13 protein-coding genes are annotated in these 13,684 nt (G+C 70.6%); all 13 read right to left on the bottom strand.

The features are described from left to right. Positions 1-31: 31 nt before the first annotated feature. The 13 genes from J7E89_RS26260 to pyrB all read right to left on the bottom strand — a co-directional run bounded on the left by J7E89_RS26260 (position 32) and on the right by pyrB (position 13,596). Positions 32-616, bottom strand: coding sequence for a thiamine pyrophosphate-dependent enzyme (locus J7E89_RS26260; RefSeq protein ID WP_214976904.1), 585 nt, complete (start codon positions 614-616; stop codon positions 32-34). Beyond that, the gene (locus J7E89_RS26255) at positions 616-1,140 is read right to left on the bottom strand and encodes a thiamine pyrophosphate-binding protein (RefSeq protein ID WP_214976903.1); all 525 of its coding nucleotides are present in this window, start codon (positions 1,138-1,140) and stop codon (positions 616-618) included. Before J7E89_RS26255 ends, J7E89_RS26260 begins: the two co-directional genes overlap by 1 nt. 22 nt (positions 1,141-1,162) lie before the next feature. Next, positions 1,163-3,532: an ATP-grasp domain-containing protein gene (locus tag J7E89_RS26250; RefSeq protein WP_214976902.1), complete on the bottom strand. Its 2,370-nt coding sequence runs from the start codon at positions 3,530-3,532 to the stop codon at positions 1,163-1,165. 48 nt (positions 3,533-3,580) lie between these two features. Next, positions 3,581-4,438, bottom strand: coding sequence for a TauD/TfdA family dioxygenase (locus tag J7E89_RS26245; RefSeq protein WP_214976901.1), 858 nt, complete (start codon positions 4,436-4,438; stop codon positions 3,581-3,583). A gap of 45 nt (positions 4,439-4,483) precedes the next feature. Continuing rightward, positions 4,484-4,888 carry a hypothetical protein gene (locus J7E89_RS26240; RefSeq protein ID WP_214976900.1) on the bottom strand — a complete coding sequence of 135 codons (405 nt, stop codon included), beginning with the start codon at positions 4,886-4,888 and terminating at the stop codon, positions 4,484-4,486. Then, a complete protein-coding gene (locus J7E89_RS26235) occupies positions 4,885-6,264 on the bottom strand; it encodes a cation:proton antiporter (RefSeq protein WP_214976899.1) in 1,380 nt (459 codons plus the stop codon). The genes J7E89_RS26240 and J7E89_RS26235 overlap by 4 nt, the downstream gene beginning before the upstream one ends. Next, positions 6,257-7,582, bottom strand: a complete 1,326-nt coding sequence (locus J7E89_RS26230) for a sulfate adenylyltransferase subunit 1 (protein ID WP_214976898.1) — start codon at positions 7,580-7,582, stop codon at positions 6,257-6,259. The genes J7E89_RS26235 and J7E89_RS26230 overlap by 8 nt, the downstream gene beginning before the upstream one ends. Further along, positions 7,582-8,502, bottom strand: a complete 921-nt coding sequence (gene cysD, locus J7E89_RS26225; protein WP_214976897.1) for a sulfate adenylyltransferase subunit CysD — start codon at positions 8,500-8,502, stop codon at positions 7,582-7,584. The genes J7E89_RS26230 and cysD overlap by 1 nt, the downstream gene beginning before the upstream one ends. Continuing rightward, entirely contained in the window at positions 8,499-9,044 is a 546-nt protein-coding gene (gene cysC, locus J7E89_RS26220; protein WP_214976896.1) for an adenylyl-sulfate kinase, read from the bottom strand. Before cysC ends, cysD begins: the two co-directional genes overlap by 4 nt. Next, the gene (locus J7E89_RS26215; RefSeq protein WP_214976895.1) at positions 9,041-9,862 is read right to left on the bottom strand and encodes a 3'(2'),5'-bisphosphate nucleotidase CysQ; all 822 of its coding nucleotides are present in this window, start codon (positions 9,860-9,862) and stop codon (positions 9,041-9,043) included. The genes cysC and J7E89_RS26215 overlap by 4 nt, the downstream gene beginning before the upstream one ends. A 63-nt stretch (positions 9,863-9,925) precedes the next feature. Then, positions 9,926-11,176, bottom strand: coding sequence for an acetyl-CoA carboxylase biotin carboxylase subunit family protein (locus tag J7E89_RS26210; protein ID WP_214976894.1), 1,251 nt, complete (start codon positions 11,174-11,176; stop codon positions 9,926-9,928). Then, positions 11,142-12,413, bottom strand: a complete 1,272-nt coding sequence (locus J7E89_RS26205) for an MFS transporter (protein WP_214976893.1) — start codon at positions 12,411-12,413, stop codon at positions 11,142-11,144. The genes J7E89_RS26210 and J7E89_RS26205 overlap by 35 nt, the downstream gene beginning before the upstream one ends. A 136-nt stretch (positions 12,414-12,549) precedes the next feature. Next, the gene (gene pyrB, locus J7E89_RS26200; RefSeq protein ID WP_214976892.1) at positions 12,550-13,596 is read right to left on the bottom strand and encodes an aspartate carbamoyltransferase; all 1,047 of its coding nucleotides are present in this window, start codon (positions 13,594-13,596) and stop codon (positions 12,550-12,552) included. Between the last annotated feature and the right edge of the window lie 88 nt (positions 13,597-13,684).

The raw sequence follows: 13,684 nt of genomic DNA, 5'->3' as shown, positions 1-13,684 counted from the left end.
AGAGGTTTATGGGGGTGCGGAGCGTGGAGTGTTACCGCGCCGGGCGGTTGGCCGCTGCGTGGACGCGCGCGACGATCTCCTGCGGGGTGTGCGTGACACGGCGGCCAGGTCCGTCCGTACGCGGCCCGGTGAGCGCGTGCAGGAGGACCGCTCCGGCGGGCAGTTCGGCCGCCCGGAGCTCCTCGGCGGTCTCGACGCGTACGGCGCTGCGGTAGCCCGCCGCCAGGGCCAGTGCGACGAAGTCGGAACGTTGCACGGTGGACTGGCCGCCGGTGCTCTCGTGCATGCCGTTGTCAACGACCACGTGCAGCAGGTCCGTACCGGAGGCGGCCACCAGCGGGAGCACGCTCAGGTTCATGAGCAGCGAGCCGTCGCCGTCAAGGGCGATCACGGTGCGCTCGGGGCGTGCCAGCGCGAGGCCGAGCGCGACCGGGGCGGACATGCCCATCGAGCCGACCAGGTAGAAGTTCTCCGGCCGGTCGGCCGCGTTGAACAGCTCACGGCTGGTGAATCCGCACGTGGACACGATCAGCGCGTCCGGGTGGCGGGCGATCAGCTCCCGCACGACCTCGGAGAGGCTCAGCGGCGGGGCGGTGGCGGGCAGCGGTGCGGGCATCAGATGCCTTCCCGGACGACGAGCACGCTGCAGCGCTGCTCCTTGTCCATCAGATCGATCGCGGCGGAGACGGAACCGGCCGGGTCAGCGGGGTCGAGGACGGTGTGCGGCAGCCTGAACAGATCGAGCAGCCGCAGCAGTTCGGCTCCGATCACGTCGTGCTCAACGGCGTCGTTGCCGTCGTGGCCGCGCCAGCTGACGATCAGCAGCACCGGTACGTCGTAGATGAGGTTGAACGAGGTGATGACGTTCAGGCAGTAGCCGAGCCCGGAGTTCTGCATGAGGACCACGGCCCGCTCGCCGGCCACGATGGCGCCGGAGGCTATGCCGATGGCGCTGTCCTCGCGCGGGGCGGGTACGTAGCGCAGACCGGCGAGCCGGGCGTCGTCACCGGGCTCCTCCAGCAGCTGGAACGCGCCCTTGAGCAGGCTGCAGGGAACACCCGTCGCGAGGGTGTAGCCATGGTCCACCAGGCAGTGCAGCAGATCGCGGGCGGTGGTCGAGCCCGCGGTGGCGGTGTGCATGTTGGCCTTCCGTCAGAAGAGGTCAGTGGAGCGAAGCGGAGAAGGTGACGGGACTGCCGTCGTCGAGCGAGACGAACTCGGCCCGGAACGCACCCGCCACCCGCTCCGCGGTGGCCAGGCAGGACGTGACGTCGTCACCGGTCACCAGGAACGTCAGAACGTTGTAGGGCCGTTCGGGATGCAGCTCGGCACCGGGAGCGAAGCGGGTCTTGCAGAACACCAGCTCCGGGAACTGGGCGAGCAGTTCCTCCCGTGGGGTCTGGCCGACCAGGGTCACGGCCTGCGCGGGCGGCGGCACCGCGCGGTACAGCGCATACCGACGGCCCTGGTAGTCGCCCTCCGGGGAGCGGCCGAGCGCGAGGCGCATGATGTCCGCCTCGATGTCCACGCCGCTGCTGGCCCGCAGCAGGTGCCCCACCGGGCCGCCCAGCCGGGCATTGAGCTCGATGCAGCCCGGGCTGTCCGGGGTGAGCTTGAGCTCCAGGTGGGTGGCGCCCCACCGGATGCCCATGGCCTCGATGACCCGTCCGGCATGCTCCAGCACCTCTCGCTGCCGGTCAGCGGGCAGCGAGGTGGGGGCCACGTAGCCGGTCTCCACGAACCTCTGCAGCGGGAGCTTGTCGGTGATCCCGACATGGGTGATGCGACCGTCCTCGACCAGCGACTCCACGCTGACGTAGTCGCCGAATCCGTCCTCCTCGTACCACTGGTCGCCCACCAGGAGCTCTTCCAGGACGAAGAGAGGCTCGGGGTCGAAGAGCGGGGACGACCGATAGGCCGCGATCGCCTCGCCCAGCCGGTCCCGCAGCTCCGTCTCGTCCCCGACCTTGCTCACCAAGAAGCTGGCAGCGCCGTGCACCGGCTTCAGTACGGCGGGGAACCCGACCGCGGCCACCGCCGCCGGCACGTCCGCCTCGCCCGCGATCTCATGGAAGCGGATCTTCTCGACGCCGGCCTCCCGCAGCCTGCGCCGCTGGGCCAGCTTCGACTGGGCGGTACGGACGGTCTCCGGCGGATTGCCGGGCAGGCCCAGCCGCTGCTGCGCTTCGGCCTGGACCACGATCAGCGGCTCGCCGAACGTGACCACTCCGTGCACCGGCCGCCGCCCGTGCAGGTCCACCAGCAGGTCGGGGATGGCCAGGTGGTCGGCGGTGGTCAGCCACTCGCCAGCGAAGGACTCGCTCCACTGCTGTCGGAGCCGTTCGACCGCGGCGCCCGACGTGTTGCCCTCGTACCAGACGACGCTGACCTCGGAGGCGACCTTCGCGGCCGCCTGCAGGGCGGCGTCGGGGGAGATGCCCCCGGCACCCAGCAGGAGGACGAGATGGGACGCGCCGGCACTCAACGGAGCTCCCGACCCGCTGCCCACCGCTGCGGGAGCGGGCAGCAGCGTCTCGGTGATCAGTCGCTCCATGTCCTGCTCGTTGTGCGGGTCGACCAGCTGGACGCCCATACCGCGCCCCACCCGCTCCCGGGCGGCCATCACATTGCGGTGCGGTACGCCGTGGACCGGCGGGATGGTGATGTCGTTCTGGGCCAGCCAGGTGTCCGCCCCGAGCGAGGCCATCGTGTCCGAGGGCACCAGGACCAGGGCGCGGGCCGCGGCGACCAGGCCGGGGTCGCGCAGGATGTCCGGGATACCCGCACCCCACAGGTCGCCGCCGAGTTCGGCGACGATGATCTCCGCGCCCTCTTCGGTCAGCCGGCCCACCAGGTGCCGGGCAGCGCCCACCACGGCGTCCGCCGAGTGGCCGTACGTTGTGGCCAGACCCGCGTCGACGAAGTCGGCCGCGCAGTGCGCGCCCGCGTCCGCCAGGGTCAGCAGGTCGCGCAGCCGGCCGGTGCCGGCCAGCTTGGTGACCCCGACCCGCAGCCCGTGCCGGGCGGCCAGGTGGTTGACCAGGGCCGAGGCGAACGTCGTCTTGCCGACCTCGGCGGCGGTGCCGCCGATGAACACGATCGGGGTGCCGGCCGCCGAGGAAGCGGCCTTCGGCTCCAGGCGCACCACCCGGCCGTCGGCGTCGGCGGCGAGGCCGACGAGCTCCAGGGCGGTCGCGGTGCCGAGCGAGGACGGGGAGGAGGCAGCGATGCCGATGACGCCGCCGACCGCCATCAGGTCGGCCGGGGTGCCGGCCGTGACGGCGAGGCCGGCCTCGGGCAGCCCGCCGTAGATCGAGGTGGTGGAGAAGCGGTCGCCCAGCACGCCGACGATCTCGTCGCCGACGCGGATCCGGACGTCCCGCCCGTGGGCGTTCTCCACCTGTCGGTAGGCGCCCACCTTCACGACGCGGGCGATGACGAGATCTCCCGCCCGGCCGATGCCCTGTACGGCGGTCAGCCGCTCCGGGAGCGCCTGCGCTCCACGCGTACAACTCGCTATGACTGTGCTCATGTCCCGTTCCGGAAGAGGAGGTTGATGTGTTGGAGAGCGCGAGCGCGGCTACTGGATGTTGACGCTCCAGATCGTGCGCGGATTCACCACAAGGGCGCCGTCGGCGTCCGTGCGGGTGGCCACCACCTCCTGCCGGCCGTGGCCGTAGCGGTCGTTGTCGATCACGACGACGTCACCGGCGGCCATCACGTACACCTGCTGAACCGCTGGGTCGTTGGCCGTGTCCTTGAAGCGGGTGACCGCCTCGAACCAGCGCTCGCCGCCCTTGACCGACTCGGCGGCCTTCTGCAGCCGGGTGATGTCCTGCGGCAGCCGGGCCGCGTAGTCGTCCAGGACGGGCGTGCGCCGAGGGGTGCCGGGGACGTAGAGAAACGGCAGCTCGGAGGCGTCCTCGTCCAGGTGCGAGGCGGGGAAGCTCATCCCGTAGCCGGTGAGCAACCGCAAGTCCTCGGCCCAGTGCTCGGGGTGGCGGATCCGCATCTCGGACAGCACGTCGCCCCACCGCACGATCAGCGACTCGCCGTTGTGGCCGGCCTCGAAGTCCTGCCAGCCCGGGTCGGCCATCAGCATGGCCAGGTGCAGCGGGCGGCGGCGGGCGAAGGAGCGGCCGGAGTGCATCGGCAGCGAACCGGCCTTTTCCTGAACCCGCTCGACGCCCTCGGACTGCGGAGCGCGGCACCGTACGGTGTTGATCGCCGGGTGCAGCGCGTACGCCGCCTTCGTCGAGTCGGCGGCGTAGTTGGGGCAGAGCTCACCGAGCGTCTCCAGCAGGCCGATGCACTGGTCGACGTCGAGCGGGAAGTTCCGCAGGTATGCGAGCCGGTGGTCGGCCACCGAGGCGGTGGTGGCCGCTTCTGTCTCTGCCGGCGAGAGGTCGGTGCAATCGATGGCAATGGTGTCGAACATGGTGACAACTCCCAGAAGGAATGAAGGAGTCCGGGCGGCGAACGGTCAGCCGGCCAGGACCAGGCCGTGCTCCGCCAGCAGGGCGAGCAGCACGTCGACGGACGGGGCGGGGTCGTCCGGACCGGCCCCACGCACCTCCAGGAAGGTGGTGCCGGCCCGTAGGTGGCGGTCGCGGACCCGGTTCCGGTCTGCCGGGGGCCCCTCGGGGGCCGCGACCACGGCGAGGATGCCGTGGCGGGCAAGGATCTCGGCCACCAGGCCGATCCGTTCGGCGGCGGCCCGCGGGCTCTCACCGGGGACGGCCGAGGTCGCGGGGTCGAGGACCTCCACCCGGCGGTGGTGGGCGGCGCGCAGCCGGTCGGCGAGCTCCTCGGCGACGGCGTGCCGCGGAGCGCCGTCCAGCCACAGGGTGGCTCCGGGCCGGCAGGTGCAGACGGTCGTGGAGGTCATGCGGATCCCACCTCGGCAGGTTCGGACCGCCGTTTGGCGGCGGATGACGGCGGGGGTGTCTCCGTGCTGTCCCTACGGGACAGCAGACCGCGTTTGATTGCGCTTTCCAGCCACGTGCCGGCCATCAGCGAGGTGATGACGGCGGTGAGGACCAGCGTCGTGAACAGCGTGGCGTTGATGATCCCCGCGTCGTACGAGAGCGTGGCCAGCACGATCCCGGGACCACCGCGGGCGTTCATCGCGACGGCCAGGTTCAGCGAGTCGGCGGGGGCGCGGCCCGCCCAGCGGGCACCCGCGTACACGCTGGCGGCCTTGACCACGCAAGCGAAGGCGATGAACAGCAGCGTGTACAGGGGCGCAAAGGAGTGGACGAGGTCCAGCTTCAGGCCGACGACGGCGAAATACACGGGGATGAAGAAGCCGGTGGCGAAGGATTGGATGGCCCTGGTCGGCTCGTTCGCGGCCGCTTCCCTGGCGCTGGGGCCGGCGCGGCCCCAGCCCGCCATGAGGCCGACGACAAACGCCCCGTACATCGGCGTGATGCCGAGGAAGAGGCAGCCGGCCGCCGCAGCGAGGACGAGGGCGAGCTGGACCGCGACCCGGCCGGTCGGCCGGTCCGGGCCGGCTGCCCGCCGGCTCGTGGCCAGCACCCGCCGTACGACGAAGCCCACCCCGGCCACCAGCCCGAGGAAGCCCACCGAGGCAAGTGCGTGGTAGGCGGCGGAGCCGTATCCGGATCCGATGCCGAACAGCGCCGCGGCGCCGAACGCGTCGTGTCCGCCGCCGTCGACCATGCCGAGGGCTACAGCGATCACCACGTTGAGGACGATGTCCTCCAGCACAGCGACCGAGAGCACGATCCGGGCGAAGGCCGTGCCGGCAATGCCCAGATCGAGCATGATCCGGGAGATCACCGGAATGCTGGTGATGGCCACGGCGCAGGCGATGACCAACGTCAGCGCGGTCTCGTTGCCGGCCCGGCCCATGGCTCCGGACAGGTCGACCAGCTGGACCAGCAGCAGCCCGAAGGCGAACGGGACCACCATGCCGACCACGGTGATGAGCCCGACGGCGCGGCTGTCCTGCCGGGAGAACAGTGCCCGCATCTGGATACCCGCGAGGAACATCAGCAGCAAGGTGCCCAGTTGGTAGATCAGCGCCAGCCCGGCCGCTGCCGGGCCGGTCTTCGGGAACAACCAGGCCTGCGCGTCCGGGGCGATCAGCCCGAACAGCGAGGGGCCGAAGAGCAGGCCGCCGAGGATCTCGCCGATGACGGGCGGCTGGCGCAGCCGCCCGAACAGCCGGCCCATGAAGTGCGCGGCGACGAGCAGGGCCATGAGCCCCGCGAAGAGCCGGAAGAGGTCGGTGTCAGACACGACCGTCGCCCCTCACCACGGAGGAACCGGCCATCCCGGCTGCGCGCGTGGTGCCGTCCGCCGGGTCGATCAGCAGGAAGGCGCCGGTGCTCCGGTTGTCCTGGTAGTCGTCGAGGGCCAGCGGCTCGGCAGTGCGCAGCACCACGTCGCCGATGTCGTTGACCGACAGGCCCTCGCCGCCGGGCCGGTACTCCAGGGTGTCGATGTCGAGCCGGTGGGAGATCTCCCGGACCACTGCACGCACGGTGCGGGTGGTGTGCTTGATCAGCACCTTGTCGCCTGCCCGCAGAGGGCGTTCGTGGAGGTGGCAGACCGTCGCCTCGACGTCCTGGGTGAGCCGTGGCGCCGCACCGGCGACGATGAGGTCGCCACGCGAGATGTCCAGGTCCTCGGCGAGTCGCAGGGTGACCGACTGGCCGGCCGACGCGGTATCCGAGGGCGTGCCGAGGATGTCGATGGCCGCGACGACGCCACGGTGCCCGGAGGGCAGCACGGTGACGGTGTCACCGGTGCGCAGCACTCCGGCGGCGACCTGGCCGGCGTAGCCGCGGTAATCGGGGAACTCGCCGTGCTGCGGGCGGATCACGTACTGCACCGGGAAGCGGGCGGGCAGGCCGGCCGGACTCGTGTCGACCGGGACTGTCTCCAGGTGTTCGAGCAGTGTCGGGCCCGCGTACCAGTCCATGGCGACGGACGGCTCCACGACGTTGTCGCCGGCCAGCGCGGAGATCGGCACGGCGACGACGTCGCGTACGCCGAGCCGGGCCGCGTAGCCGGTGAACTCCGCGGCGATCGCGGCGAAGACGGCCTCGTCGTAGCCGACGAGGTCCATCTTGTTGACGGCGAGGACAACGTGGGGGACGCGCAGCAGGGCGGCGAGGGCTGCGTGTCGGCGGGTCTGCTCGACCACGCCGTTACGGGCGTCGACGAGGACTACGGCCAGCTCGGCGGTCGAGGCCCCGGTGACCATGTTGCGCGTGTACTGCACGTGCCCGGGAGTGTCGGCCAGGATGAAACGCCGCCGGGGCGTGGCGAAGTAGCGGTAGGCGACATCGATCGTGATTCCCTGCTCCCGCTCGGCCCGCAGGCCGTCGGTCAGCAGGGCCAGGTCGGTACTCTCCTGCCCGCGTCGCCGGGACGCCTGCTCGACGGCCTCCAGCTGGTCGGCGAGGACCGACTTGGAGTCGTGGAGCAGCCGGCCCACCAGAGTGGACTTGCCGTCGTCGACCGAGCCGGCCGTCGCGAAGCGCAGCAGGGAGGTCGTGAGGCCGGGCAACGTCACGGAGTCGGTGCTCCGGTCGTGTGTGGACGTCAGCATTAGAAGTACCCCTCGCGCTTGCGGTCTTCCATGGCGGCCTCGGAGAATTTGTCGTCGGCGCGGGTGGCGCCGCGCTCGGTGATGCGGCTGGTGGCGATTTCGGCGATCACGTCGGCGACGGTGGACGCGTCGGAGTCGACGGCTCCGGTGCATGACATGTCGCCGACGGTGCGGTAGCGGACCATGCGCCGCTCCACGGGTTCGGTCTCCTTGGGGCCGCCCCACGTCCCCGGGGTCAGCCACATCCCGTTGCGGGCGAACACCTCGCGCTCGTGGGCGAAGTAGATCTCGGGGAGCTGGGTCCTCTCCCGCTCGATGTACTGCCAGACGTCGAGTTCGGTCCAGTTGGAGAGCGGGAAGACCCGGACATGCTCGCCGGGCGTGTGCCGGCCGTTGTAGAGGTTCCACAGCTCCGGGCGCTGGCGACGCGGGTCCCAGGCACCGAACTCGTCGCGCAGCGAGAAGATTCGCTCCTTGGCGCGGGCCTTCTCCTCGTCGCGTCGGCCGCCGCCGAAGACCGCGTCGAAGCGGTTGCGCTCGATGGCGTCGAGGAGCGGCACCGTCTGCAGCGGGTTCCGGCTGCCGTCGGGCCGCTCTGCCAGCCGCCCGTCGTCGATGAACTCCTGTACATGGGCCACGTGCAGGGTCAGTCCGTACCTGGCGACCACCCGGTCGCGGTAGTCGATGACCTCGGGGAAGTTGTGCCCGGTGTCGACGTGCAGCAGCGCGAACGGCACCGGCGCCGGCCAGAAGGCCTTCAGCGCCAGGTGCACCATCACGATGGAGTCCTTGCCTCCCGAGAAGAGGATGACCGGGCGCTCGAACTCGCCCGCCACTTCGCGGAAGATGTGCACCGACTCCGCCTCCAGGGCGTCGAGGTGCGTGGGGTGGAACACGGGGGCATGCGTCACGGTGGTCATGCCAGTCCCCTCTCGGTGAGCAGTGCGTGCAGGCGGCCGGCCGATTCGGCAACCGTCCGGCCCTGGGTCTGCAGGCGCAGGTCCGGTGCGGCGGGGACCTCATACGGGTCGTCCACACCGGTCAGGTGGGTGATCTCACCGGCCGCCTGCCGGGCGTACAGGCCCTTTACGTCGCGTACGGAGCACACATCGACCGGCGTCGCGACGTGCACCTCCAGGAACGGGGTGCCCATGACGGTGTGCTGGCCGCGTACGGCGGCGCGCGCGTCGGCGTACGGGGCGATGACCGGCACCAGCACCTTGACACCGTGCTGGGCCAGCTTCTGTGCGACGAAGCCGATCCGGGTCACGTTGGTGTACCGGTCCTGTCTGCTGAAGCTCAGGCCCTGGGAGAGGTGTTCGCGGATCTCGTCGCCGTCCAGCACCTCGACGCGGTGGCCGTCGGCACGCAGCCGCTCGGCCAGGGCCAGCGCCAGGGTGGTCTTGCCCGCGCTGGGCAGGCCGGTCAGCCAGAGTGTGACGCCGCTCTCGGTACGCGTCACTGCGCTGCCTGCCCTTCCTGCGCGTCGCGCGCCTTCAGCAGGACGGCGGCGAGCAGCGCCGGGGCGTCGGCGGCTTGGCAGACCAGCAGGTCGGGCAGGTACGGGTCGGCCTGGTTATAGAGGAGCGGGGTGCCGTCCAGCCGGGAGACGTGCAGGCCGGCGGCGAGGGCCACGGCGGCGGGAGCCGCCGAGTCCCACTCGTACTGTCCGCCGGCGTGGATGTAGGCACGGGCACGGCCCCGGATCACCGCGGCGGTCTTGGCACCAGCCGAACCCATCCCCACCAGCTCCGCGCCGACCCAGTCGGCGACCTTTCGCAGGAAGGCCGGCGGCCGGGAGCGGCTGCCGAGGATGCCCAGGTCCTGGGCGGCGGCGGGCGGCGTGGAGGCCGTGGAGGCCGTGGAGGCCGTGGAGGCCGTGGAGGCCGTGGAGAGCGTGACGCCCTGGGCGGGGAGCGCCACGGCTCCCGCCACGAGCCGGCCGTCGGCCCACAGGGCGACGTGCACGGCCCAGTCCTCGCGGCCGGCCTCGGAGAACTCACGGGTTCCGTCCAGCGGGTCCACGATCCACACCCGGCCGGCATTCAGCCGCGCGGGATCGGCCACGCCCTCCTCGGACAGCACGGCGTCCAGCGGCCGGTGCCGGGCTAGTTCGGCGACCAGGAAGTCGTGCGAGCGGGTGTCTCCGAGGTCCTTGAGCGCCTTGGGGTCGCCCAAGGCCTGCTCGGTGCGCAGCCCGAGGAGCAGGGCACCCGCCTCCTCGGCGAGCCGGTGGGCTAGAAGGCCGATGAAGATCTTGAAATCGCGCCCGGCTTGCACCGGTTCAGCCCGATTGACATTTACCGGCAATCCGGGGTGAGTCGGGCGGTCCGAGCAAGATCTTCAGGAGTCTTCTAGCTCATGGTCGTCAGGGGCACAGCCCCTGCCGTCATATGCCTCGGTGCAGGACGGTGAGCGGGTGGTGACGGCCGTGGTCTCGAACAGCCGACGGATCCAGCGCTCCACGTCCGCCGGGTCGGCGCCCGCCACCACTCCGGACAGCGGCAGGTTCTCTGGGCGGTACGAGTGCTTGCGCGCCGTCGGGGTGCCGGGCGGCATCATCAGGTGGCTCAGCACCAACGGGTCGTCGAGCATGCCGTCGGCCACCTCCACGGTGACCTCGGCGCCGCCGTGCACATGGCCGGGGAAGAGGAAGAAGCCGTGGCTGAGGTCGGAGCGGGCCAGCCCGATGAACCGGGTGGCCAGTGTGGACTCGATGTCCGAAGCCATGTCCAGGGTGTGCAGGTAGGCGCCCGTGCGCAGTTCGGTGGCGCGCACGATGTAGCCGCCGCCACAGCGGGCCGCGACCTCCATGAAGACCGGCCCATCCACGGTCATGATCGCTTCCAGGTGGAAGGTGAGCGTCTCGCCGCCGAGAGCGCGTACACAGCGGACGGCCCAGTCGGCCAGTTCCGGGTTGTCGATCTGGACCGATCCGACCGGCTCGCCGTTCTCGAAGCGCAGCGGCGTCCCGACGTACCGGGAGGGCTGTACCACGACGACCTCGCCCTCGAAGAGGAAGCCGTCGATATGCCAGATCGGCCCCTCGACGTACTCCTCCAGCTCGTAGCGGGCCGCGAAGGCGGCGGTGCGGACGAATCCGGCGGCCTCCTCGAAGGTGGCGAAGAGCTTGACGCCCTGGCTGCCGCCCTCGTCGCGCGGCTTGACGATGGTCGGGCCCAGCCAGGGCGCTGCGGCGTCACCGCACTCGTCGAGCGCCAGGTAGCGCGGCACCCGGACGCCGACCGCGGCCAGCGTGTGCTTCATCGCGACCTTGTCGCGGAAGTTGCGGGCGGTCTCGGGTCCCATGCCCGGGATACCGAACTCGGCCCGCAGTTCGGCGGCTGGGGTGATCAGCAGCTCGTGTCGGGCGATGATCCGGTCGTACGGGGGCTGCCCGGCCAGGAACGGACGCAGCTGGTCCGCGACCGGCAGCGCCGGGTCCCAGGGATGCATCTCGCACCGAATGTGGTCCGGGATGTTGTCGAGGTACTCCTGGGCGCCGGCGTAGGTGACCTCGTGCGCCGTGTGGTCGATGGCCTGCTCGTAGCCGAGCCGTTCAAACAGGTTCTGGTGAAGGACCAGTATCCGCACCGGTGTTCTCCCTGAGGGTGAAGTAGACGACGGCACAGGCGGCTACGCCGCACAAGCCCATGAAGACGAAGAGCAACCCGCGGTCGAACGAGGCCAGCACCAGGCCTCCCGCGGCGGGTCCCGCCCCGAGGCCGAGGTTGCGCAGGGTGGCCGCGCCGAAGTAGGTGCCGCGCATGGCGGGCGGCGCCAGTTCGTCGACCACGACGCTGACGGTGGGGACCACCAGCACCTCGGCCATGCTGATCAGCACGATGAGGGTGATGAGGCCGGTCTTGCCGAAGGCCACGAGCGAGAAGAGCAGACAGACGACCGCGAACAGGGCGTTGCCCAGCAGGATCGTGCGCCGGGGGCTGAGCCGCTTGGAGATCGCCGTGGCGATCGGCTGCAGGGCGATGACCGCGGCCGCGTTGACCGTGAGCAGGATGGCGAAGAACCGCACTCCGTCGGAGAAGCCGCTGCTGACGATCGCGGAGAGATTCGTCGCGATCTGGCAGTACGCCAGCGTGAAGAGGATCATCGAGACCGTCAGGCCTCGGAACACCCTGTCCGCGCCGAGCACTCTGATCGCCCCGGTGAAACTGCGCCGCTCCTCCGGGGGCCCGCCGGGGACCCCGAAGCCCGTTCCGCGCGTGAGCCACCAGAAGGCGACGGCGAACACGAGATACGAGCACCCCGAGATGACGAACGCCGCCCGGGCCGACGCGATGCCCAGGAAGGCCCCGGCCGGCGGGCCGATGCCCACGGCGAAGTTGGTCAGCACGTAGCGGTGCCGGAACAACGCGGGGCGGCGCTCCTTGGGCAGGCTGTCCGCCATCAGTACCTGGGTCACTGGCCAGAAGAAGGCCGACATGACCCCGTAACCGGCGTTGAGCAGGCCGAACGCCACAGCGAACAGCGAAGAGCCCCGGAGAAAGGTCGCCGCCAGGAAGAACAGCAGGAAGACCAGGGCGCTGCCGAAGAGGCCCACCAGCAGGATCAGCCGCTTGCCGACCCGGTCGGCGAGCACCCCGCTGAAGAAGCCCGCGGTGAGCGAGCCGATCTGGCTGAGTCCGACGATGACGCCGATGATGTACGGCGGGGCATCCACGTTCCTGCTCAGGTAGATCGTCATGAACGGGATGCAGAGAAAGGAGACCAGCTTCAGAAAGAAGGTGCTCGCCATCGTGACCGAGACCAGCGGGTTGCGGTACGCGGCGTAATCGCTGGTGGACGTCGCCGCTTTCATTTCCACACTCATGCAAAACCTCTTGTCCGTCGTTCTGCTGTTTCGTCGCCGCGTCGTGCCGCGAACGGCCACCGGATGCCGAGAACGCCGAAGCGGGCCGGTGGTGACCGGCCCGCTTCGGCGTTCTCGGGGGGCTGTACGCGTGCTGTCAGGAAGCGACGTTCCTGTAGAACGGAGCGTCCTCGGGCCCGGTGTAGTCCGGGCGGTACCAGGTCGCCGGGCTCAGCGAGCCGCGGACGGCGTCGGCCACGCCGAGCACCGAGGCGAACAGGGCCATCCGCATGGGGATGCCAGCGTCGGTCTGCCGGAAGATCGCCAGGCGGGGGTCGTCGTTGAGGTCGGTTGCCAGGTCGTTAGAGCCCGGGCGGCCGTCCCGCGGCAGTGGGTGCATGATCACCGCGTCGGCCCGGCAGACCCGGCTCACCAACGCCTTGTCGATACGGAAGGCGTCGCTGTAGGGCACCGGCCGGTCCGCGAACCGCTCGGTCTGCAGCCGCGTCGAGTAGACAAGGTCGGCGTCCTTGAGGCCGGTCTCCGGGTCGTCGCTCAGCTCGATTCGGTGGCCCCGCCGCTCGACGAACTCCAGCAGCTCGGCGGGCATCCCAAGGGACTGGGGGGCGACGCAGACGATGGTCAGATCCTCGTAGCGGGAGACCAGCTTCATCAGCGAGTGTACGGTGCGGCCGTGCCGCAGGTCGCCGACCAGGGCGAGACGGCGGCCATCCATGATTCGGCCGGTCCGAGCGAACTCCTGGTGCAGGTTGAACATGTCGAGCAGGGCCTGCGTCGGGTGCTCACCGGCGCCGTTGCCCCCGTTGATCACCGGGACGTTGGTGGCCGCGGCGAACTCGTGCACCGCGCTCGTCTCTGGGTGCCGCATCACGATGAGGTCGCAGTACCCGCTGACCACGCGGCTGGTGTCGGCCAGCGACTCGCCCTTGGCGATCGACATGACCTCCGCGCCCGTGGTGCTGGTCACCCCGCCGCCCAGGCGCAAGAACGCGGACTCGCAGCTGAGCCGGGTGCGGGTGCTCGCCTCGAAGAAGAGGCTGGCCATGACGGCGCCCTCGAGGACCCGGGTGACTTGGCGGCCCCGGGCCACCGGCGTCAGCACGTCCGCCAGTTCGAAGAGCTGCTCCAATGCGTCTCTGCTGAAGAGGTCGCTGGAGAGAATGTGCTTTCCGGTCAGTGACATGGCGGATCCGACTTCCTCTGGGAACTCAACTGCGATCGGGGCGCCGACAGTGTACGGGGGCACCCGATTGGCCTGCTGATATCAGCTT

Origin of the sequence: Streptomyces sp. ISL-100 (assembly GCF_018614615.1) — a bacterium.
Classification (GTDB): Bacteria; Actinomycetota; Actinomycetes; order Streptomycetales; family Streptomycetaceae; genus Streptomyces.
Note: the sequence above shows the minus strand (reverse complement) of the source record. Positions and strands in the feature narration are given on the sequence as shown.

Bases quoted from the DNA above. Each gene is read 5' to 3' on its own strand.
- J7E89_RS26250 (WP_214976902.1), bottom strand. From the start codon at position 3,532: ATGAGCACAGTCATAGCGAGTTGTACGCGTGGAGCGCAGGCGCTCCCG.
- J7E89_RS26245 (WP_214976901.1), bottom strand. From the start codon at position 4,438: ATGTTCGACACCATTGCCATCGATTGCACCGACCTCTCGCCGGCAGAG.
- J7E89_RS26240 (WP_214976900.1), bottom strand. From the start codon at position 4,888: ATGACCTCCACGACCGTCTGCACCTGCCGGCCCGGAGCCACCCTGTGG.
- J7E89_RS26260 (WP_214976904.1), bottom strand. From the start codon at position 616: ATGCCCGCACCGCTGCCCGCCACCGCCCCGCCGCTGAGCCTCTCCGAG.
- J7E89_RS26205 (WP_214976893.1), bottom strand. From the start codon at position 12,413: ATGAGTGTGGAAATGAAAGCGGCGACGTCCACCAGCGATTACGCCGCG.
- J7E89_RS26255 (WP_214976903.1), bottom strand. From the start codon at position 1,140: ATGCACACCGCCACCGCGGGCTCGACCACCGCCCGCGATCTGCTGCAC.
- cysD (WP_214976897.1), bottom strand. From the start codon at position 8,502: ATGACCACCGTGACGCATGCCCCCGTGTTCCACCCCACGCACCTCGAC.
- pyrB (WP_214976892.1), bottom strand. From the start codon at position 13,596: ATGTCACTGACCGGAAAGCACATTCTCTCCAGCGACCTCTTCAGCAGA.
- J7E89_RS26230 (WP_214976898.1), bottom strand. From the start codon at position 7,582: ATGCTGACGTCCACACACGACCGGAGCACCGACTCCGTGACGTTGCCC.